Genomic DNA, 20,080 nt, shown 5'->3' on the forward strand with positions numbered 1-20,080 from the left:
GTACGCAGTGCGCTGATCAGCCGCCGGTGCCGCCTGTACCACCGGTGCCGCCCGTACCGCCGGTGCCACCCGTGCCAGGGCCGCCCGGACCCGGGCCGCCCGGATCAGTGCCGCCGCCGCCGTCATTGCTGCCGCTGGTGCTGTCGCCGCCGATGCTGTACGCAACGGCCGCGGCGGCCACGCCGATTACGGTGGTGCCCACGACAGCAGCGGTCGAGACGCCTGCAGCTTCCGCTCCGGCAACTTCCGCCGCAGTGGCCTCCGTGCCGGCCGTAGCCTGCGCTTCCTGCGCGAAACTCATCATCGGGGAGGCGGACAGGGCCGCCAGTGCCACAACTGCGATCGTCTTCTTGAACATGGGAGGCCTGCTCCGTCAGGGAAAATTCCTTTCACATGTTCTTCGGATGAATCCTTGCTGTCAAGGTTTGTGATTGCTATCGCCATGATGGCCGCTGACTGGGACCGAATGGCCGCGTAGGCCGTGGCGCTCGAACGCTTGCGCGCGGCCGGACAGTGTCTTCGCCGCGGCCTTCACGAGGTCATGGGTGTGCAAGTCTGCAAGCAGTATCGGGGAGGTCACGCCGGCGGCAATGGCCAGCAGCGCGGCGCGGCCACGCACGACCAGCGTGTTGCCCAGAGTATCTCCGCCACGCAGCACCCATGCCGACGCGGCCAGGCCGAGGCTGAGTCCCATGACGATTTCGGATGGGGAGTGGGCTCGCAATGGCAGTCGAGAGTAGCCGATCGCGAGCGCTAGGCCTGCGCCCACGACGGCCCAGGCCGGCAGCTGTCGGCTGCGTCCGCTGGCCAGCAGCCAGAAGGCCACGGGATAGAGGGTGCTGGACATGGCGGCGTGCCCGGAGACGCCGGTGAAATCCAGATGCTTCAAGCCGAAACCCCAACCCATGAAGGCAATCTTGCTCGCTAGCGTGGTTGCGGCAACTACAATCATTGCCGCTGCCCAGCGCCATAGCAGGTGTCGGTGAGAAGGCGGCAGAAACAAGGCGAGTACAGCGGCAAACGGAAACAAGGCGCGGCTGTCGCCGAGTGCAGACAGGCTCTGCCAGAAGGTCATCATGCGGCGACGGCAAGTGCAGCGGGGAGAAGCGCACAGATTACTGACGGTGGGCGTACTGCAGAACGCCCGGTGCTTGGTCCATTCAGCCAGACGAGGTATCCTTCTCCGCTGCCAATGGCCCCGTAGCTCAGCTGGATAGAGCGTCCCCCTCCTAAGGGGAAGGTCGCCCGTTCGAATCGGGCCGGGGTCACCATCTGCTACAGCCGCATGGCAACCGCTCGCCGGACGGCAGCGGCAGGCAGTCCTCCCCAGACAGCCCAGCGCCGCCGCCGCGCAGGCCATGACGCGAATCCACGTGGGCGTGGCTGCCGGTCACGCACCCGATCAGTCGCGAAAACACCCGCTTCAGAGGGCGGGGCAACGGGAAACCCGCCGAGGCCTTTGAACACGCGAAACCGGGCTGGGCTGGGTGCCGCGGCACACGGGGCGTGATGGCGGCGCGTCTGGAATCTATTGCCTATGGCAGATCCCAAATGCGGCCGCGCAGCGTGTAGGCCTGGCGCAGATGACGCACCATGAATGCCATGAGCCCCCAGCTTCGCCCCGTCCAGCCGTCGCACTACGCCATCGTGGCCAACTGGCCTGAATCAGCCGAGGCGACCCGGCGCTGGGCAGGCCCCGGTGTGCCGTTTCCCCTGCTGCCGGAACGGTTCGCGCAGGTGCTCGAACTCGGGTCGCGCCCAGGCTGGGCGCTGTTGGACGAGCAGGGTACCTGCGTTGGATTCGGCCAATACTGGATGACTGACGCCCGCACCGCACACCTGGGCCGCATCATCGTTTCCCCGCTGGCACGCGGGCGCGGCCTTGGCCGGCTGCTCATGCAGGCATTGAGTGCACAGGCCCTGGGCCAAGCGGATGTGCAGCAGCTCACCCTGCGCGTCTATCGTGACAACACGGCTGCCGTGGCGCTGTACCGGGACCTCGGTTTCCAGCAGGTTGAAGCGTTCTCGACCCCCGACCTTCTGTTCATGCAGCGCACCTCGGGCTGAACGCTGCTCCGGCGTGGCGGCCTTCAGGGCACACCATTGCCCGCAGGATAATTGCAAGCCGTTGGGGCGTCAGGGATGAGGGCCGTCGAGCGCTTGACCGGCCTTCCTCAATCCTGCTTCAGCAGCTCCACCAGCTGGCGCAAACGATACGGCTTGGGCAGGAATTCCACCTGATCGGGCAGTGGCGGCAGCTGCGAGCGCGCGTATCCGGATGAGAGGATCATCCGCGCCTGCGGCTGTTCGCGCGCCACATGCTCGCTCAGCTCGATACCGGACATGCCGTTGGGCATGCTGACATCGCTGAACACCACGTCGAAGCGTGCGTCGCCTTTCAGCAACGCGGCAGCTTCATGGCCGTCGGCGGTGGTGGATACCTCGATGCCGAAATCGCGCAGGGCCATGCCGATCATCTCGCGCAGATCGTTCTGGTCCTCCACCATCAGTACGCGGATCGGTTCATCGGTCATCGGTTGCATCCTCTGTTGCGGGGAGTAGCAGGCTGACCGTGGTGCCGACACCGGGGGTGGTGGACACATCGACGAAGCCGCCGCTCTGGGTAGTGAATCCGAACACCTGGCTCAGGCCCAGGCCGCTGCCCTTGCCGATGTCCTTGGTGGTGAAGAAGGGCTCGCTGGCCCGCTCGGCGATGTCGGCGGCCATGCCGTGGCCTTCGTCGCAGACGCTGAGGGTGACATAGCCGCGTTGCAGCGTGGTGTCCGCATCCGGGTCGAGGCGATGTTCCAGTGCGGTGCCGATCAGGATGCGGCCGCCATCGGCGGTGGCCTCCACGGCATTGGCCACCAGGTTTGCCAGGGCGGTCTGCAATTGCATCGCATCGGTGCTCACCTGCGGCAGGCCGGGGGTGAGATGGGCATCCAGCGTCACCGTGGGCGGGCAGGCGCGTTGCAGGTCCGGCAGCCACTGCCGCACCAGCGTATTGATGTCCACCGGTTCGCGGATCAGGGTCTGGCCGGTGCTGAAGGCCAGCAGCTGGCGGGTCAGCAGCGCGCCACGGTCAGTGGCCGCCTGCGCGGCATCCAGCAGCTCGGCGGCGCGTGCATCGTCACCGCTGACGCGCAGCGACAGCAGGTCCAGCGCGTTGCCGATGGTGGTCAGCAGGTTGTTGAACTCGTGCGACAGGCCGCGGCTGAGCCGGCCGACCGTTTCGAACTGCTGGGTATTGCGCAGCGCACGCTGGGCATCACGCAGCAGCCGTTGCGCCTGCCACTGCTCGGTGATGTCACGGGTGATCTTGACGAAGCCGAGCAGTTCGCCCGCTTCGACGACCGGCTCGATGACCACGCTGGCGCGGAACGACGAGCCATCACGGCGTACCCGCCAGCCCTCGCTGGCGACATGCCCTTGTTGCGCTGCGACGCGGAGCAGGCGCTGCGGTTCGCCGGCCTCGCGGTCGGCGGCCAGATAGAAGCGGCTGAAGTGGGTTCCCACCACTTCGTCGGCTGAATAGCCTTTGATGCGTTCGGCGCCGGGGTTCCAGCTGCAGACGATGCCTTCAGGATCAAGCAGGTACAGCGCATGATCGCGCACGCTGTCGATCAGCAGTCGCAGTTGTCGGGAAGGGTCCGTCAGCACGGACGTCGTAGAGGCAGCTGCGTCCACGTGTAAATAAGTGTTACCCCTGTGAGGGACGTGAAGCTAGGCATTCAAGTGTGAAGGATGCGTGCACACCTGACACGTGCCATTTGTCCTGTGCGGCTGAATGCGACACGGAGTACCATCTTCCACCCTTTGCCTTCTGGAACCGACCTGCATGCGTCCTGGTGCGACTACGCGTGACCGCTGGATCTGGATGACGTCCGCTGTGCTGCTGGCCGCGACCATCGCGTTGGAACTGGTCGTCCCGCTCGGCTATGCCGTATGGCTGGCCTACTTCCTGGCTGTTGGCGTCACGGTGTTCCAGCGCAGCGCGCGGGCGCCGTTCGTGGTGGCCCTGCTGTCCTGCCTCCTGCTGGTCATCGGCTTCAACGTCGCGCCCGCCAGTTCCAACTCGGCGTTCTCCTTCGTCAACCGGACCATTGGCGGCTGTGCCTTCCTGATGATCGCACTGATCGTCTCGCGCGCGATCCAGGCCCGGCGCCAGGCAATGCGCGCGCTCTGGCTGCAGGAAGCCGAGAACGCGGTGGCGATGAGCCTTCGCGGTGACCTGGGGCCGGAACAGATCGCCGAGGCTGCAGCGACAAGCCTGGCCGCGCAGCTCGGCGCGGAGGTAGGTGCGGTCTACCGACTGGAAGGCGGGCGGTTGCAGCTGACCGGTGGCATCGCCTTGCCTGCGGGAACGCCAGCGTCGCTGGCCCTTCACGAAGGGCTGGCCGGGCAGGTCGCCCGTGATGAACGCATCCGCCACCTGCACGGCGATGATGCCGCCGTGCTTGAACTGCAGACCAGCCTCGGCCGGTTGCCGGTGCGCGAGCGCATCCTGGCGCCGATCAGCAGCGATGGCGCGGTGGTCGGGGTCATCGAGCTGGGTCGCGCCAAGGTGGGCGAACTGCGTGATCTGGATCGCGAACTTCTGGAGCGCTGTGCGGAGACCGTCGGCATGGCGCTGCGCGCATCGCTGCTGCGTGCGCAGCTGGTGGTGCTGCTGGAAGAGTCGCAGCGCCAGGGTGAAGAGCTGCAGGCCCAGCAGGAAGAGCTGCGCGTGGCCAACGAAGAACTGGAAGAGCAGAGCCGCAGCCTGCTGCAGTCGCAGAGCCACCTGGAAGAACAGCAGGCCGAGCTGGAACAGAGCAACGTGCAGCTGGAAGAGCGCACCCACGAGCTGGAGGCGCAGAAGCAGGCGCTGCTGGTGGCGCAGAGCCAGCTGGTGCGCAACAGCAACGAGCTGGCCGCGACCTCGCGCTACAAGTCCGAGTTCCTGGCCAACATGTCGCATGAGCTGCGCACGCCGCTGAACAGCTCGCTGATCCTGGCCAAGCTGCTGGCCGACAACAAGGATGGCACGCTCACCGAGGAGCAGGTGAAGTACGCGCGTGCGATCCTCTCGTCCAACAACGACCTGCTGGCGCTGATCAACGACATCCTGGACCTGTCGCGCATCGAGGCCGGCCACGTCGAACTGTCCGATGAAGTGGTGGTGGTCGAGAGCGCGCTGCAGCGCCTGCGCGAGACCTTCGAACCGATGGCGCGGCAGAAGGGCCTGGCGTTGCAGATCGAAGCCGACGCGCTGGCACCGACCCAGCTGGTGGTCGACAGCCAGCGGCTGCAGCAGATCCTGAAGAACCTGCTGGCCAACGCAGTGAAGTTCACCGAGCATGGAAAGGTCAGCCTGCACGTGCGTGCCGGCGGCAACGGCCGCATCCGGTTCGAGGTCTGCGACACCGGCATCGGCATTGCCCGCGAGCAGCTGGACGTCATCTTTGAAGCCTTCCGCCAGGCCGACGGCAGCACCCGCCGTCGCTACGGCGGTACCGGGCTGGGCCTGTCGATCTCGCGCGATCTGGCCGAGCGCATGGGCGGTGGCATCCAGGTCGACAGTGAGCCCGGACGCGGCAGCTGCTTCATCCTGGAGCTGCCGTTGCAGGGTGCGCCCGCCGCGAGCGCGGCTGACGCTGCCGAGGGTCCCTTGGCAGCGCCGCCGGCGGCACCGGCCGTGCTGCCAGCCGCGCCTGTGCGCGTTGCGAGCGCGGCAGCGCCGGTCACTGCGACGGCCGGCGTGGCCGACGACCGTGGTCGCCGGCAGCGCGCCGGTCGCCTGATCCTGGCGGTGGAGGACGATGCCACGTTCGCCGAAGCGCTGGTGGCCCTGGCCCATGAACTGGACTTCGACTGTGTGGTGGCGGGCACGGCGGAAGAGGCGCTGGCCCTGGCCAGCGAACTGCGCCCGAACGGCATCCTGCTCGATATCGGCCTGCCGGACGTGTCGGGGCTGAGCGTGCTGGAGCGCCTGAAGCGCAACCCGGATACCCGCCATATCCCAGTGCATGTGGTCTCGGCCACGGATCGCAGCCAGGTGGCGCGCGAGCTGGGCGCGATCGGGTTTGCGATCAAGCCGACCACGCGCGAGCGGCTGGTGACGGCCATCGAGCAGCTGGAACAGACCAGCCAACGCGACGTGCGGCGGCTGCTGATCGTCGAGGACGACAGCGAGCTGCGCCGCAACCTGGAACTGCTGCTGGGCCGCGACCAGCTGCAGATCGTCGCGGTGGGCACCTTGGCCGGCGCACTGGAACAGCTCAGCACGGTCACGTTCGACTGCATGGTGATGGACCTGTCGCTGCCCGACGGCAGTGGCTACGACCTGCTCGAGCACATGGCCGGCAACGACGATGTCGGTTTCCCGCCGGTGATCGTCTACACCGGTCGCGCGCTCAGCCGCGAGGAAGAGCAGCGCCTGCGTCGCTATTCCAAGAGCATCATCATCAAGGGCGCACGTTCGCCCGAGCGCCTGCTGGACGAGGTGACCCTGTTCCTGCACAGCGTGGAGGCCAGCCTGCCGACCGACCAGCAGCGCCTGCTGCGCGAGGCGCGCCGTCGCGATACTGTGCTCGACGGTCGGACGGTGCTGCTGGCCGAGGACGACGTGCGCAACATCTTCGCACTGTCCAGTGTGCTTGAACCGCTGGGCGTGACCCTGGAGATCGCGCGCAATGGCCAGGAAGCGGTGGATCGCCTGGCCGAGCGCGAGGTCGACCTGGTGCTGATGGACATCATGATGCCGGAGAAGGATGGGCTGGCCGCAATGCGGGAGATCCGCGCGCAACGCCACCTGCAGGACCTGCCGATCATCGCGCTGACCGCCAAGGCCATGCCGGACGATCGTGAGCGCTGCCTGCAGGCCGGTGCCAACGACTACATCGCCAAGCCCATCGACGTCGACAAGCTGGTATCGCTGTGCCGGGTCTGGTGCTCGCGGCAATGAACGAGCAGGCCCTGTTCGACCTGGAGCTGAAGGTGCTGCTGGAAGCGTTGTACCAGCGCTACCACTACGATTTCCGCAGTTACGCGGTGTCGTCGCTGCGCCGACGGATCCGCCAGGCCATGCAGCGTTATGAGTGCGGGCGGCTGGCCGATCTGCAGCACCGCCTGCTGCACGAGCCGGACCTGTTCGCGCAGGCGATGCAGTTCTTCACCGTGCAGGTCTCGGAGATGTTCCGTGACCCGGCCTATTTCCGTGAGCTGCGCGAGCAGGTAGTGCCGGTACTGCGCACCTATCCGTCGGTGAAGCTGTGGGTGGCCGGTTGCAGCACGGGCGAAGAAGTCTGGTCGCTGGCGATCCTGTTGCACGAGGAAGGCCTGCTCGAGCGCAGCATCGTCTACGCCACCGACATCAATCCAGCGGCGCTGGCCACCGCGGAAGCCGGGGCTTATGGCATCGACCGGATGGCGCAGTTCAGCCGCAACTATCTGGCGGCCGGTGGCGCCGCGTCGCTGTCCGATTACTACGCCACGGCTTACGATGGCGCGGTGTTCGATCGGCAGCTGCGCCGCAACGTGGTGTTTGCCGACCACAGCCTGGCCACCGATACGGTGTTCTCCGAAGTACACCTGGTGTCGTGCCGCAACGTGCTGATCTATTTCAACCGCGACCTGCAGGACCGCGCGGTGGGCCTGTTCCGTGAAGCGCTGGTGCACCGCGGCTTCTTGGGCCTGGGCAGCAAGGAGTCGCTGCAGTTCGGGTGCCACCACGATGCGTTCGAGGTCTGTTCGCGCGAGCATCGCCTGTACCGGAAGGTGGCCTGATGGCCACGCCGACACCCCCGGCCGTACTGGTGATCGGGGCTTCGGCCGGTGGCGTCGCGGCCCTGCAGGCGGTGCTCGGCGCGCTGCCTGCGACGCTGCCGGTGCCGGTGCTGGCGGTGCTGCACCTGCCACGCGATCGCAGCAGCCGCATCGCCGAAGTGCTGGCACCGTACTGCGCGCTGCCGGTGCGCGAGGCCGAAGACAAGCAGCCGTTGCTGCGTGGCACGGTGACCTTCGCGCCGCCGGATTACCACCTGCTGGTGGAAGACGCCGGCTCGCTGGCGCTGTCGGTGGACGCGCCGGTGCTGTTCTCGCGCCCGGCCATCGATCCGCTGTTCGAATCGGCAGCGGCCGTATTCGGCGACCAGGTGCTGGCCCTGCTGCTGACCGGCGCCAGCAGCGATGGCAGTGAAGGGGTGGCCGCAGTGCGCGGCGCCGGTGGTCGAGCCTGGCTGCAATGTCCCGAGGAGGCCGAGGCATCGATGATGCCGGCCTCCGCCCTGCAGCACGCTGGTGCCGATGCCGTGCTGCCCCTTGAACTGATGTGTCGTCGCCTGAAGGAGCTGTTTGCATGAACCTGTTGCCGCCGGACCCTGCGCAGTCGCAGTCCCCGGTCAACCTGCTGATCGTCGACGACGTGCCGCAGAATTTGGTGGCCATGCAGGCGCTGTTGCAGCGCGAGGGCGTGAACCTGCTGCTGGCCGGTTCGGGCGCGGAGGCGCTGGAGCTGCTGCTGGAGCACGAGGTGGCGCTGGCGTTGCTGGACGTGCACATGCCCGAGATCGATGGCTTCACCCTGGCCGAACTGATGCGCGGCTCGCATCGCAGCCGCACGGTGCCGATCATCTTCCTGACCGCCTCGCCGGACGATCCGCTGCGTGCGTTCAAGGGCTACGAAACCGGTGCGGTGGATTTCCTGCACAAGCCGGTGGCACCACAGGTCATCCTGAGCAAGGTCAACGTCTTCATCGAGCTGTACCAGCAGCGCCAGCTGCTGAAGGCCCGCAACGAGGCGCTCGAGCGGGCGCTGAAGCTCAACGAGACGATGGCCGCCGTGTTGACCCACGACCTGCGCACGCCGCTGTCGGCGATCCTGTTGTGTGCCGACAAGCTGGCGCTGGAGCTTCCGGCGAACAACAGCAGCGCGCAGCAGACACTGGCGCATCTGGAGGCCAGTACCCTGCGCATGGCGCGGATGGTCGAGCAGTTGCTGGACTTTTCGCGGATCCGCAGTGGTGGCCTGCGGCTGCAGGCTGCCGCCTGCGACCTGCGTGAGGTCACCCGTGCGGTGATCGCCGAAGCGGGCAGTGCCCACGGTCACGAGCGCATTCGTTTCGACGCCGTCGGCGACACGCGCATGCAGGGCGACATGGACCGCCTGGGCCAGATCGCAGCAAACCTGGTGGGCAATGCGTTGACGCATGGCAGCGAGGCACACGTGCAGCTGGATGGCAACGATGCCCGCACGGTGGTGCTGCGGGTGAGCAATGCCGGCCATATCGATGACGCGCTGTTGCCGCGCTTGTTCGAGCCGTTCAAGGCCAGTTTCCACCAGAGCAAGGGACTGGGCCTGGGCCTGTACATCGTGGATCAGTTCGTGCGCGCGCACGGCGGCCGGATCGGGGCGCGCAACGAGGCAGGCCAGGTCGTGTTCGAGGCCGTGCTGCCGCGGCGGTGGGACGGGGCGGGCGCCACCGCAACCTGAATTCTTCAGGGAACGGGCGGGCGTATTGAGACGGGCTCGTCCGCAACTGCTACCGTGCGTTCACACCCAGCCAAGGAAGCACCATGCCATTGCGCGCCATCGCCTACATCAGCCGGGCGCTGCCGGAGCTCTCCAGCCAACGCCTGCAGGCGCTGGTCGAAGACGCTGCGCGTTTCAACAAGATGGCGGGGGTGACCGGAGTGCTGCTGCACGATGGCAATCGTTTCCTGCAGTACATCGAGGGGCCGCCGGATGGCATCGACTCGGTGTATGAGCGCATTCTCCAGGCCGGCAGTCACATCGACATCATCGAGCTGGCGCGAGGCCGCCTCGGCCAGCGCCAGTTTCCCTACTGGTCGATGCGGGCGTTGCCGGTGGAGGCAGCGCTGCTGCGCCAGTTGTCATCCAGCGACTGGGCCGGTTTCAGCCGGGCGCTGGAGGGGGATCGCGCGGCGCCGACACCGGTCGACCTGCTGGACACGGTGGTGCAGCCGGCGCTGCATGCCGGCTGACATTCAACCACACGCCCGGCCGCAGTAGGCAGCGTGCAGGGCCTGCAGCACACCCAGCGCAGGCCCTTCGACCACCCGATAGTGGATCGCCTGTGCCTCGCGCCGGGTTGCCACGATCTTCATCGCGCGCAGTACCGCCAGGTGCTGGGACAGCGCCGACGCGCTCAGCCCGGTAAGCGCCTGCAGCTCCGCTACTGCCGCCTCGCCTTCGACCAGGCGGCACAACACCCGCAGCCGGGCGGGGTGGGCCAGGCCTTTGAGCAGCGTGGCTGCCTCTGAAGCGTGTTCGGCCATGGCTGCGCCGTCGGGCAGGGACCGGACCATGTTGACTCCTTTGTTTAGGATAATCTAATTTAGAGCAGTCTAAATTAAGGAGCAATTCCATGTGCGGCGGCGAAGAGGGTGGGGCATGAACCTGCCCTGGGGTGCGGTCACCGGCGGCGCCTTGATCGGTGCCGCTGCGGTGCTGTTGCTGGCCAGCATCGGGCGCGTGGCGGGCATCAGCGGCATCGCCGCGGGCAGCCTGCGGGCAGCCGAAGGCGAGCGTGGCTGGCGCTGGGCATTCCTGGCCGGCCTGCTGGCATCGGCGGGGCTGGTGCTGTGGTGGCAGTCGGTGCCCGCGGCATCGCCACGCGCACTGCTGCGTGATGCATTGCCGGCCTGGCAGTTGGTCGGCGCCGGCCTGCTGGTCGGCTTCGGCACCCGCTTGGGCAGCGGCTGTACCAGTGGCCACGGCGTGTGTGGCCTGGCGCGCGGTTCGAAGCGATCGTCGCTGGCGGTGCTGTTATTCATGGCGTTCGCGATGCTGACGACCTTCCTGGTCCGGCACGGTGGAGCCCTGGTATGAGTCGTCCGAGGGCTGCTGCCGCTGTAGCGGGTGCGCTGTTCGGCGCAGGCCTGGCCCTTTCCGGCATGACCGATGCGCGTCGCGTGCTCGGCTTCCTTGATGTCACCGGGGATTTCGATCCCACCCTGCTATGGGTGCTGGGGTCGGCGCTGCTGGTCAGTGCGGCCGGCCAGCGCTGGGCGCTGCGGCGCGCGCGGCCGTGGTTCGCGATGCGCTTCCAGTTGCCCACCGCGCGCGATGTCGATACGCGTCTACTGCTGGGTGCCGCACTGTTCGGTATCGGCTGGGGATGGGCCGGCTACTGCCCGGGCCCGGCCATCGCGGGGCTGGCGGCGGCATCGCGCGAGGCGCTGTGGTTCGTGCCTGCCATGGTCCTGGGCTTCTGGGCGCACGATCGGTTCGCGCGCTGAGGCTTCACTCCGGTGTCACCCTGGATCGGATCAGATCATGCATCACGGGGAAAGGAGCGTAGTGCATGGCACGGATGAACTGGAAAGGAAAGGTGATGCTGGCCGTGGCGTTGGCGTCCGCGACCACGCCGGCGCTGGCCTGCACGCGCGCGGTGTACCTGGGCGACAACGGGGACGTGATTACCGCACGTTCGATGGACTGGAAGGTCGACGTCGCGACCAACCTCTATGTGCTGCCGCGTGGCATCGCGCGTACCGGGCTGGCCGGCCCGAAGTCGTTGGCGTGGACCGCGCGCTACGGCAGCGTGGTGGCCACCGGCTACGACGTGTCGACCACCGACGGCATGAACGAAAAGGGCCTGGTGGCCAACCTGCTGTGGCTGGTCGAATCGGAGTATCCGCAGAAGCGTGGCAACAAGCCGGGCCTGGCGATTTCGCTGTGGGCGCAGTATGTGCTGGACAATTTCGCTACCGTTGAAGAGGCGGTCACCGCGTTGAAGCGCGAGCCGTACTCGATCGTCACCGACAAGGTGCCCGGCGAAGACCGCCAGGCGACGCTGCACCTGTCGCTGTCCGATGCCAGCGGCGACAGCGCGATCGTCGAATACATCGGCGGTCGCCAGGTGATCCATCATGACCGGCGCTACCAGGTGATGACCAACTCGCCGATCTTCGAGCACCAGCTGGCGCTGAACAGCTATTGGCAGCAGATCGGTGGCACGGTGATGCTGCCCGGCACCAACCGTTCCGCCGACCGCTTCGCCCGCGCCTCGTTCTACATCAATGCCATTCCCAAGGCCGAAGACCCGGTGATGGCGTTGGCCAGCGTGTTCAGCGTGATCCGCAATGCATCGGTGCCGTATGGCATCACCACGCCAGGCGAGCCGAACATTTCTTCCACGCGCTGGCGCACCGTAGCCGACCACAGGCGGCGGTTGTACTTCTTCGAGTCGGCGTTGACCCCGAACACCTTCTGGGTTGATCTGAACAAGGTCGACTTCGGCGGCCAGGTCCTCAAGCTGGACCTCGGCAAGGACCAGCGCAATACCTTTGCCGGCGATGCGCTGGGCCAGTTCGTACCCAGCGCACCGTTCACCTTCCTCGGCGTCGACGGTTAGTTCGACGCCTGGCTGGAAGCCGGATAGACCGCCTGGATCGTGCAGCCGCCGTGGGTGTACTGCGGCAGCGGCGCCAGTGCATCGTTGCGCAGGTCACCCTTCTCGAATCCGGCGGTAAGGATGCGATCGCCCGGATTGCCACAGATCAGGCCGTTCTGCATCCCGGAGTGGAAGCTCAGCTGTGGCGCACGGTCGAGCTGGCGGCAGTGGCTGCCAAGCTCCACGCGATAGTAGCGGTGACCACCATTGCGATGCGGATTGGTCTCCACCAGCATGCCCTGCGGGTCGGACGACCACGCGCGCACGTTGCGCGTGGCAAAGCAGTACGACGGCGAACCACCGAAACTGCGGCGGATGTCCCTGCGCTCGCGGATGGTCAGGGCGGGCAGGGTGGCCATGCGCAGGCGGTCGCTGTCGCGGGCCACGTTGGCGTAGTCGCGATCCTGCACGGGGGTCACCGCGCTGATCGCGCAGGTGCGGCCATCGACCACCACACGCTCGCTGGGGCGCCCGCAGGCCCAGCCAGCGGGCGCCTCAAGTTTCAGCGTGGTGGCACCGCGGACGCCGGGGCACTCCTCGCTGAAGTCGATCCGATAAGCCTGGCCCGAGGCGGCTCGCAGGGCGATTGAACGCGGTGACGCCTGCTCCACTTCCTGGACGCCGACCGCGTCCATGCAGTGCGGCGCCGGTGGGGTACGTTCCTGAGCGGAGGCCGGGGCGGTAAGCGCCAGGCCGAGGCTGGTGGCAAGCACCAGGGACAGCTGCTGATGGGTCATGACCTGCACTCCCTGCGTTGGATGACGGACCGACTATAGCAGCGGTTTGCACGGCCGTTGTTACACGCGCACACTGCCCGGATGGGCGCCATCTTCCATCTGCGGCACTACGGGCAGGCCACCGGCCTGGACCGCCATGACTACGCGCAGTGGGTTCTGCCGCTGCAGGGCGAGCTGCAGTTCGAGATGGAAGGGCGCGGCGGTCGGCTGGACCTGCTGCAGGGGGCATTTGTTGCTGCCGGCGAAGCGCATGACCAGATGGCGGACGGCCCCAATGGTTTCGTGATCGTTGATTGTCCTCCAGGCGTGCTTGATGACGGCACGCAGGAGCATCTGTGCCGGCAGCGCTGGCTGCATCTGCCGCTGGCGTTGCGCCGGTGCCTGGCCGACGTGCAGACAGGGCAGCCGATGCCGGCGCTGCTGCCGCAGCTGCTGCAGGTGTTTGCACCGGCGGGCAGTGGCGCGCGCATGCAGGGCCTGTGTGCGGCGGTCCAGGCCGATCCCGGCCGGGCCTGGCCGGTTGCCCGGATGGCCGGATTTGTCGGTGTCAGCGAGAGCCGGTTGCACGCATTGTTCCAGCGCGAGTTCGGGCTGAGCCCGCAGGCCTGGCTCAGCGCGTGCCGGCTGCGCTGGGCCAAGCACCAGCTTCGCACCAGTACGGCGCCGATCAGCGATATCGCGCTGGCCGCAGGCTATTCCGAGCAGAGCGCACTGACTCGTGCGCTGCGCCGCGAGTGTGGCCAGACCCCGGCTGCGTGGCGCAGGAGCGCCGGCTGATCTATAGAGCCGAGCCCACGCTCGGCTGCCCTTATCTGCACAGCGGCCAATCGCAGCCGAGCAGTGGCTCGGCTCTACAGAGATGACAAGGCAATAGCCTGGGTCAAGAGCCCCTACCGGCCAGCGCTTACACTGCGCGGCCCGTTCTCTCCCCCGAAGAACCCGAATGCGCAACAACCCGATGGCCCTGGGCATCGCCAATGGCGTTGCCGCCGGCGCACTGTGGGGCGTGGTTTTCCTCGCGCCCGCCGTGCTGCAGTCGTTCAACGCCCTGCAACTGTCGGCCGGTCGCTATCTGGTCTACGGCCTGATCGCCGTAGCCCTGCTGCTGCCGCGATGGAAGCGGCTGGCGCCCCGGCTGGGCCGTGCCGAATGGATCGGCCTGCTGTGGCTGAGCCTGGCAGGCAACCTGGTCTATTTCCTGCTGCTGGCCGTGGCGGTGCAGTGGGCTGGTGGCGCTGCAGCCTCCTTGATTGTCGGCCTGATCCCGGTGGTGGTCACCCTCGTTGGCGTGCGCGAGCAGGGGGCGGTGCCGCTGAGGCAGCTGCTGTCGGCGCTGGGCCTGTGCGTGCTCGGCGTGGGACTGGTTGGCTGGGAAGCGCTGATGTCCGAGCACCTGGCCACCCCGTGGCGGCAGCGCCTGATCGGCCTGCTGTGCGCGTTCGGCGCGCTGTTCTCGTGGGCGTTGTACTCGATCGGCAACAGCCGCTGGCTGGCGCGCCGACCGGATCTGTCCAGCCACGACTGGTCGCTGCTGACCGGCGTGACGACTGGCGGCCTGGCCCTGCTGCTGGTGCCGATGGCCTTCATCGGTCACACCGGCAGCCATTCGGCGGCGCAGTGGAGTGGGTTCTGGGCGATCAGCGCCGGTGTGGCAGTGGTGGCCTCGATCCTCGGCAACGCATTCTGGAACCGCGCCAGCCGCCTGCTGCCGCTGACCCTGACTGGCCAGATGATCGTGTTCGAAACGCTGTTCGCACTGCTGTATGCCTTCGCCTGGCAACAGCGTTGGCCGTCGCTGCTGGAAGCGCTGGCCATCGTGTTGCTGATGGCCGGCGTGATGCTGTGCGCGCATGCCCATCGCACGCCGCGGGCGATCGCCGAACATGCCGGCTGAATCCGGTCGACAAGCGTGCTGATGCGCGCTTGGTCTCAGTTGCAACCAAATGTACGCACGTTAGCCGATGATCGCCGCAATGGTTTTTTGCATCGCAGCACTTGACAGCGGGCCGGCGCACAGTGTTTTCTGTGCGTCATGGTTCTTGATGCCGCCCACGCCAGCCTGATCGCCCCCGCCACTGCGGGCCGTTCGACTGCGCCGGTCGCCACCACCACCATTACCACCACCACCGTCACCACTGCCCTGGTGCGGCCCGTCGTCTTCGTGTAACTCCCGAAAACCACGGCCCCGCACCATACAGGTGGCGGGGAAACTCGACACCTGCATGCGACGGGGCCTCCTGCCGAGGTCTGCATGTCTTCCCACGCCCCCGCCCATCCCGTTGCCCCGGCCGATCTGGCTGCGCCGTCCACTGTCGTGCACAAGTTCGGCGGCACCTCGGTGGCCAATGCCGAACGCTATCGCCATGTTGCCGGCCTGCTGCTGGCCCGCCCCGAACCGCTGCAGGTCACTGTCGTCTCGGCGATGAAGGGCGTCACTGACGCGCTGATTGATCTGGCGCAGCTGGCGGCCAAGGGCGACGAAGGTTGGCGCGAGGCGTGGCATGCCCTGCGCGCGCGCCATCGCGGCGCCGCCGTGGCGCTGCTGGGCGAGCAGGTCGGCGAGACGGTCGAATGGATCGACGCCCGCTTCGATCAGCTGGCCGAAGTGCTGGCGGCGCTGGCGGTGATCGGCGAGCTGCCGCGCGAAGTGCTCGACCGTGTGCAGGGCCTGGGCGAAGTGTTTTCCGCACAGCTGCTCGGCAGCCACCTGCGTGCCCTGGGCGAAGACTGTGCGGTACTCGATGCACGCGACGTGCTGGTGGTCGGGCATGGCGAACTGGGTGTGGATGTCGACTGGGAGTCCAGCGCGGACCGCCTGGCCAAGTGGCGCCTGCGGCATCCGCAGATGCGCCTGGTCGCCACCGGTTTCGTTGCCCGTGACCGCCATGACCGCATCACCACGCTAGGCCGCAACGGCAGCGACTATTCCGGCGCGATCTTCGCCGCGTTGTTCAATGCCGATGAACTGCACATCTGGACCGACGTCGACGGCGTGCTGTCGGCCGACCCGCGGCTGGTGCCCGAGGCGGTGCAGCTGGAGTCACTGAGCTACGACGAGGCCTGCGAGCTGGCTTATTTCGGCGCCAAGGTGGTGCACCCGCAGACGATGTCGCCGGCCATCCGCCTCGGCCTGCCGATCTTCATCCGCAATACCTTCCAGCCGGCGCATCCGGGGACGCGCATCAGCGCCGAGCGCTCGCCGCGCGGGCCGGTGAAGGGCCTGACCCTGAGCCCCGGCTTGGCCCTGTTGAACCTGGAGGGCACCGGCCTGATCGGCGTGCCCGGTACCGCCGAGCGCGTGTTCGCGGCGCTGCGCCAGGCGCAGGTGTCGGTGGTGATGATCTCGCAGGGTTCGTCAGAGCATTCGATCTGCTGCGTGGTTCGCGCCGCCGAAGCGGCGCGTGGCCGTGAGGCACTGCTGCATGCGTTCGCGCATGAACTGTCGGTAGGGCAGGTGCAGCGCGTGCAGGTCAGCGAGGGCGTCAGCGTGCTGGCGGCAGTGGGCGACGGCATGGCCGGCCAGCCCGGTGTGGCGGCGCGCCTGTTCGAGGCGCTGGGACGCGCGCAGGTGAACATCCTGGCGATCGCGCAGGGCTCGTCGGAGCGCAATATTTCTGTGGCGGTGGACAGTGCCGATGCCACCCGCGCATTGCGGGCCGTACATGCGGGCTTCTGGCTGTCGCCGCAGACGTTCGCGGTCGGTGTGATCGGGCCGGGCAACGTCGGCGCGGCACTGCTGGACCAGCTGCTGGCGGCCCGCCCGCAGCTGCTGGCCAAGGCCAATGTGGATCTTCGCCTGCGCGCGCTGGCCTCGCGTTCGCGCATGCGGCTGGAAGTGGATGGCCTGCACGCCGATTGGCGGGAGGCATTGCAGGACGCGGGCGAGCCCAGCGACCTGGATCGCTTCACCGAACACCTGCTGGCCGCGCACCTGCCGCATGCGGTGGTGATCGACTGCAGTGGCAGCGCCGAGGTGGCCGAGCGCTACGAGGGCTGGCTGGCAGCCGGCATCCACGTGGTGACCCCGAACAAGCAAGCCGGTGCTGGCCCACTGCCGCGCTACCAGCGCATCCGCGCTGCTGCGGCGGCCAGTGGTGCGCGCTTCCGCTACGAAGCCACGGTGGGCGCGGGCCTGCCGGTGATCACCACGCTGCGTGATCTGGTCGATACGGGCGACGAGGTGCTGGCGATCGAAGGCATCTTCTCCGGCACGCTGGCCTGGCTGTTCAACCGCTTCGATGGCAGCCAGCCGTTCTCGCAGCTGGTCGCGCAGGCGCGGTCGATGGGCTACACCGAGCCGGACCCGCGTGACGATCTTTCGGGCGTGGACGTGGCGCGCAAGCTGGTGATCCTCGCCCGCGAGGCCGGCCACGCGCTCAGCCTGGAACAGGTACAGGTGGAAAGCCTGGTGCCGGCGCTGCTGCGCGACGGCAGCGTGGATGACTTCATGGCGAGGCTGGGCGATTCCGATGCCAGCCTGTTGCAGCGGTTGCAGGACGCGCGGGCGCGTGGCGCGGTGCTGCGCTACGTGGCACAGCTGGGCGCTGACGGTGCCTCGGTGGGCCTGCAGGAACTGCCCGCCGACCACGCCTTCGCCAACCTTCGGTTGACCGACAACGTGGTGCAGTTCCGTACCCGTCGCTACTGCGACAACCCGTTGGTGGTGCAGGGTCCGGGGGCCGGCCCGGAAGTCACCGCCGCCGGTGTGTTCGCCGACCTGCTGCGGGTCGCGGCCGGTGAAGGAGCGCGCCTGTGATCGCACGTGCGTTCGCGCCGGCCTCGGTGGCCAACGTGGCGGTGGGCTTCGACATTCTCGGCCATGCCATTGCCGGTATCGGCGATACCGTGAGCGTGCGCCGCATCGACGAGCCGGCGGTGCGGATCGATGCGATCCGTGGCAGTGCTGTCGCGCTGCCACTGGACGCAGCCGGCAACACCGCCGGGGCTGCGCTGATGTCGCTGCGCGAAGGCCTGGGCCTGGATTTCGGTTTCGCAGTCGAGATCGACAAGGGCATCCCGTTCGGTTCCGGCATGGGCGGTTCGGCAGCGTCGAGTGTCGCGGCGCTGGTCGCCGCCAATGCGCTGCTGGATGCGCCGCTGACGCGCGAGGCGCTGTATCCATTTGCGCTGGATGGCGAGGCGGTGGCCAGTGGTGGCCGTCACGGTGACAACGTGGGGCCATTGCTGCTGGGCGGGCTTGCACTGTGCACGGCCGACCGCCTGCTGCCGATTCCGGTACCGGCTACCTGGCACAGCCTGCTGGTGCATCCGCACGCGGTCCTGGAAACACGCCGCGCACGCCAGGCGCTGCAGGGCAGCTATGCGCTGGGTGAATTCGTGGCACAGAGTGCGAACCTTGCGCTGGTACTCAGTGGCTGCCATCGCAGCGACGCCGCGCTGGTCCGCGCAGGCCTGCGTGATGTGCTGGTGGAGCCTCGCCGCGCCGGCCTGATTGCGGGCTTCGAGGCCGCACGCGATGCGGCGCTGTCTGCGCATGCGATGGGCGCGGGCATTTCGGGCGCTGGCCCCAGCGTGTTCGCCTGGTTCGAGGACGCCGACCAGGCCCGCGCCGCTGCCGCACCGGTGCAGGCCGCATTTGCCGCCGCCGGTTTCGACAGCGATGCCTGGGTGTCGCCGCTGGATGCACCGGGAGCCCGCTTGTGCTGAATCCTTCCCCTTTACTGGATACCGAACCCATGCAATTTGTTTCGACCCGGGGTCAGCCCCCGGCCGTTGGCCTCAGTGCGGCGATCGCTGCAGGATTGGCGCCCGATGGAGGGCTGTATGTTCCGCAGGTGCTGCCGGCGCCACGTGAGCTGCGAGCCGGCGCAACGCTGGCCGATACCGCCGCCGATCTGCTGGCGCCGTTCTTTTCTGGCGACACGCTGGAGTCTGCGTTGCCATCGATCTGCCGCGAGGCGTACGACTTTCAGGTGCCGCTGCGTCCACTGGGCGGCGGTGACCATGTGCTGGAGCTGTTCCATGGGCCGACGGCGGCGTTCAAGGATATCGGTGCGCGCTTCCTGGCCGGTACGCTGTCGCGGCTGCAGGCCGGCAAGGACCGTGATCTGACCATCGTCGTCGCCACCTCCGGCGATACCGGCGCCGCCGTTGCCGCGGCCTTCCATCGCCAGCCCGGCGTACGCGTGGTGGTGCTGTATCCGGATGGCCGCGTGTCACCGCGGCAGGCGCATCAGCTCGGTTGTTTCGGCGACAACATCCAGGCGCTGCGCGTGGCCGGCGCCTTCGACGATTGCCAAGCGATGGTCAAGCAGGCACTGGCTGACCGCGAACTGCAGGCGCAGGTGCCGCTGAGTTCGGCCAACAGCATCAGCCTCGGCCGCCTGCTGCCGCAGATGAGTTATTACGCGCATGCGGCGTTGTCCCATTACGCGTTGCATCGTCGCCGGCTCAACCTGGTGGTGCCGACGGGCAATCTGGGCAATGCGATGGCCGCAGTACTGGCGCGCGCGCTGGGCGTGCCGATCGGGCAGATCGTGCTGGCCACCAATGCCAATGCGGTACTGCCGGCGTACTTCAACGGTGGCGACTACCAGCCGCAGGCCAGTGTGGCCACGGTTGCCAACGCAATGGATGTGGGGGCGCCAAGCAACTTCGAACGCCTGCGCTGGCTTTACCACGGAGATGATGCCGAACTGCGCGCTGCGTTCCGTGCGTTCGCGGTGGACGACGTGACCATCCGCGCCACGATTGCCGCAGCGCATGCGAGCCGCGGCGAACTGTTCTGCCCGCACACGGCCACGGCGGTGAAGGTGCTGCAGGACCTGCGCGCGCGTGGTGCCAAGGGTGACTGGGCGGTGGTGGCTACCGCCCATCCGGCCAAGTTCGAGGCTGTGGTCGAACCGTTGATCGGCGAACCCGTGGCGGTGCCGCCGGCGCTCGATGCATTGCTGCAGCGGCCCGCGCACGCGGAACCGTTGGCTG

General features: G+C 67.6%; 21 protein-coding genes and 1 tRNA gene. 15 read left to right on the plus strand and 7 right to left on the minus strand.

Going from position 1 to position 20,080, the window contains the following annotated elements; genetic code table 11:
* Nucleotides 1-16: 16 nt before the first annotated feature.
* Together N5C25_RS03540 and N5C25_RS03545 are read right to left on the minus strand one after the other, a co-directional pair.
* On the minus strand, nucleotides 17-358 hold the full coding sequence (locus N5C25_RS03540; protein ID WP_058982656.1) for a hypothetical protein: 342 nt from the start codon (nucleotides 356-358) through the stop codon (nucleotides 17-19).
* Nucleotides 359-418: 60 nt separating this feature from the next.
* Complete coding sequence (locus N5C25_RS03545; RefSeq protein ID WP_279936441.1) at nucleotides 419-1,078, minus strand: phosphatase PAP2 family protein; 660 nt, start codon at nucleotides 1,076-1,078, stop codon at nucleotides 419-421.
* Between the two features lie 116 nt (nucleotides 1,079-1,194).
* Here N5C25_RS03545 and N5C25_RS03550 point away from each other — a divergent pair.
* Together N5C25_RS03550 and N5C25_RS03555 are read left to right on the plus strand one after the other, a co-directional pair.
* Nucleotides 1,195-1,271 (plus strand) — tRNA-Arg (locus N5C25_RS03550).
* Nucleotides 1,272-1,602: 331 nt separating this feature from the next.
* Entirely contained in the window at nucleotides 1,603-2,067 is a 465-nt protein-coding gene (locus N5C25_RS03555) for a GNAT family N-acetyltransferase (RefSeq protein WP_111099126.1), read from the plus strand.
* A 107-nt stretch (nucleotides 2,068-2,174) separates the two neighbouring features.
* Here the strand turns inward: N5C25_RS03555 and N5C25_RS03560 are convergent, their stop codons facing one another.
* Both N5C25_RS03560 and N5C25_RS03565 read right to left on the minus strand, forming a co-directional pair.
* Nucleotides 2,175-2,534, minus strand: coding sequence for a response regulator (locus tag N5C25_RS03560; protein WP_021202849.1), 360 nt, complete (start codon nucleotides 2,532-2,534; stop codon nucleotides 2,175-2,177).
* Nucleotides 2,524-3,660: a PAS domain-containing sensor histidine kinase gene (locus N5C25_RS03565; protein ID WP_019661394.1), complete on the minus strand. Its 1,137-nt coding sequence runs from the start codon at nucleotides 3,658-3,660 to the stop codon at nucleotides 2,524-2,526. The genes N5C25_RS03560 and N5C25_RS03565 overlap by 11 nt, the downstream gene beginning before the upstream one ends.
* A gap of 178 nt (nucleotides 3,661-3,838) precedes the next feature.
* On the opposite strand from N5C25_RS03565, the gene N5C25_RS03570 reads away from it, so the two are divergent.
* The 5 genes from N5C25_RS03570 (at nucleotide 3,839) to N5C25_RS03590 (ending at nucleotide 9,984) form a co-directional block, all read left to right on the plus strand.
* Nucleotides 3,839-6,946: a response regulator gene (locus N5C25_RS03570; protein ID WP_279936442.1), complete on the plus strand. Its 3,108-nt coding sequence runs from the start codon at nucleotides 3,839-3,841 to the stop codon at nucleotides 6,944-6,946.
* Complete coding sequence (locus N5C25_RS03575; RefSeq protein ID WP_019661396.1) at nucleotides 6,943-7,767, plus strand: CheR family methyltransferase; 825 nt, start codon at nucleotides 6,943-6,945, stop codon at nucleotides 7,765-7,767. The genes N5C25_RS03570 and N5C25_RS03575 overlap by 4 nt, the downstream gene beginning before the upstream one ends.
* Nucleotides 7,767-8,342, plus strand: a complete 576-nt coding sequence (locus N5C25_RS03580; protein WP_019661397.1) for a chemotaxis protein CheB — start codon at nucleotides 7,767-7,769, stop codon at nucleotides 8,340-8,342. Before N5C25_RS03575 ends, N5C25_RS03580 begins: the two co-directional genes overlap by 1 nt.
* Nucleotides 8,339-9,472: a hybrid sensor histidine kinase/response regulator gene (locus tag N5C25_RS03585; protein WP_279936443.1), complete on the plus strand. Its 1,134-nt coding sequence runs from the start codon at nucleotides 8,339-8,341 to the stop codon at nucleotides 9,470-9,472. Before N5C25_RS03580 ends, N5C25_RS03585 begins: the two co-directional genes overlap by 4 nt.
* Before the next feature lie 83 nt (nucleotides 9,473-9,555).
* A complete protein-coding gene (locus tag N5C25_RS03590; RefSeq protein WP_019661399.1) occupies nucleotides 9,556-9,984 on the plus strand; it encodes a BLUF domain-containing protein in 429 nt (142 codons plus the stop codon).
* A 3-nt stretch (nucleotides 9,985-9,987) separates the two neighbouring features.
* On the opposite strand, the gene N5C25_RS03595 is transcribed toward N5C25_RS03590, so the two are convergent.
* Nucleotides 9,988-10,308 (minus strand): metalloregulator ArsR/SmtB family transcription factor, encoded by a 321-nt coding sequence (locus tag N5C25_RS03595; RefSeq protein WP_279936444.1) that lies wholly within the window; start codon nucleotides 10,306-10,308, stop codon nucleotides 9,988-9,990.
* A gap of 85 nt (nucleotides 10,309-10,393) precedes the next feature.
* Between N5C25_RS03595 and N5C25_RS03600 the strand changes: the two genes are divergently transcribed.
* From N5C25_RS03600 to N5C25_RS03610, 3 genes are all read left to right on the plus strand, one after another.
* Nucleotides 10,394-10,831 (plus strand): YeeE/YedE family protein, encoded by a 438-nt coding sequence (locus N5C25_RS03600; RefSeq protein WP_279936445.1) that lies wholly within the window; start codon nucleotides 10,394-10,396, stop codon nucleotides 10,829-10,831.
* On the plus strand, nucleotides 10,828-11,241 hold the full coding sequence (locus tag N5C25_RS03605) for a DUF6691 family protein (RefSeq protein WP_134731443.1): 414 nt from the start codon (nucleotides 10,828-10,830) through the stop codon (nucleotides 11,239-11,241). The genes N5C25_RS03600 and N5C25_RS03605 overlap by 4 nt, the downstream gene beginning before the upstream one ends.
* A gap of 65 nt (nucleotides 11,242-11,306) precedes the next feature.
* Entirely contained in the window at nucleotides 11,307-12,359 is a 1,053-nt protein-coding gene (locus N5C25_RS03610) for a linear amide C-N hydrolase (protein WP_279936446.1), read from the plus strand.
* Here the strand turns inward: N5C25_RS03610 and N5C25_RS03615 are convergent.
* Complete coding sequence (locus N5C25_RS03615; protein ID WP_021202844.1) at nucleotides 12,356-13,135, minus strand: DUF6491 family protein; 780 nt, start codon at nucleotides 13,133-13,135, stop codon at nucleotides 12,356-12,358. The two genes, N5C25_RS03610 and N5C25_RS03615, sit on opposite strands and share 4 nt — an antisense overlap.
* A gap of 81 nt (nucleotides 13,136-13,216) precedes the next feature.
* Here N5C25_RS03615 and N5C25_RS03620 point away from each other — a divergent pair, with 81 nt between their 5' ends.
* On the plus strand, nucleotides 13,217-13,912 hold the full coding sequence (locus N5C25_RS03620) for an AraC family transcriptional regulator (protein WP_021202843.1): 696 nt from the start codon (nucleotides 13,217-13,219) through the stop codon (nucleotides 13,910-13,912).
* A 166-nt stretch (nucleotides 13,913-14,078) separates the two neighbouring features.
* Entirely contained in the window at nucleotides 14,079-15,029 is a 951-nt protein-coding gene (locus tag N5C25_RS03625) for a DMT family transporter (RefSeq protein WP_279936447.1), read from the plus strand.
* Between the two features lie 60 nt (nucleotides 15,030-15,089).
* On the opposite strand, the gene N5C25_RS03630 is transcribed toward N5C25_RS03625, so the two are convergent.
* Nucleotides 15,090-15,359: a hypothetical protein gene (locus N5C25_RS03630; RefSeq protein ID WP_171952063.1), complete on the minus strand. Its 270-nt coding sequence runs from the start codon at nucleotides 15,357-15,359 to the stop codon at nucleotides 15,090-15,092.
* Between the two features lie 27 nt (nucleotides 15,360-15,386).
* Between N5C25_RS03630 and thrA the strand changes: the two genes are divergently transcribed.
* The 3 genes from thrA to thrC all read left to right on the plus strand — a co-directional run.
* Nucleotides 15,387-17,891 (plus strand): bifunctional aspartate kinase/homoserine dehydrogenase I, encoded by a 2,505-nt coding sequence (gene thrA, locus N5C25_RS03635; RefSeq protein ID WP_279936448.1) that lies wholly within the window; start codon nucleotides 15,387-15,389, stop codon nucleotides 17,889-17,891.
* A complete protein-coding gene (locus tag N5C25_RS03640) occupies nucleotides 17,888-18,802 on the plus strand; it encodes a homoserine kinase (protein ID WP_019661408.1) in 915 nt (304 codons plus the stop codon). Before thrA ends, N5C25_RS03640 begins: the two co-directional genes overlap by 4 nt.
* Nucleotides 18,803-18,831: 29 nt before the next feature.
* Nucleotides 18,832-20,080 (plus strand): threonine synthase (gene thrC / locus N5C25_RS03645; protein WP_279936449.1); only part of this gene is annotated, 1,249 nt, incomplete at its 3' end.

It is taken from the genome of Stenotrophomonas sp. GD03958, from assembly GCF_029839005.1.
GTDB classification, from domain to species: domain Bacteria; phylum Pseudomonadota; class Gammaproteobacteria; order Xanthomonadales; family Xanthomonadaceae; genus Stenotrophomonas; species Stenotrophomonas hibiscicola.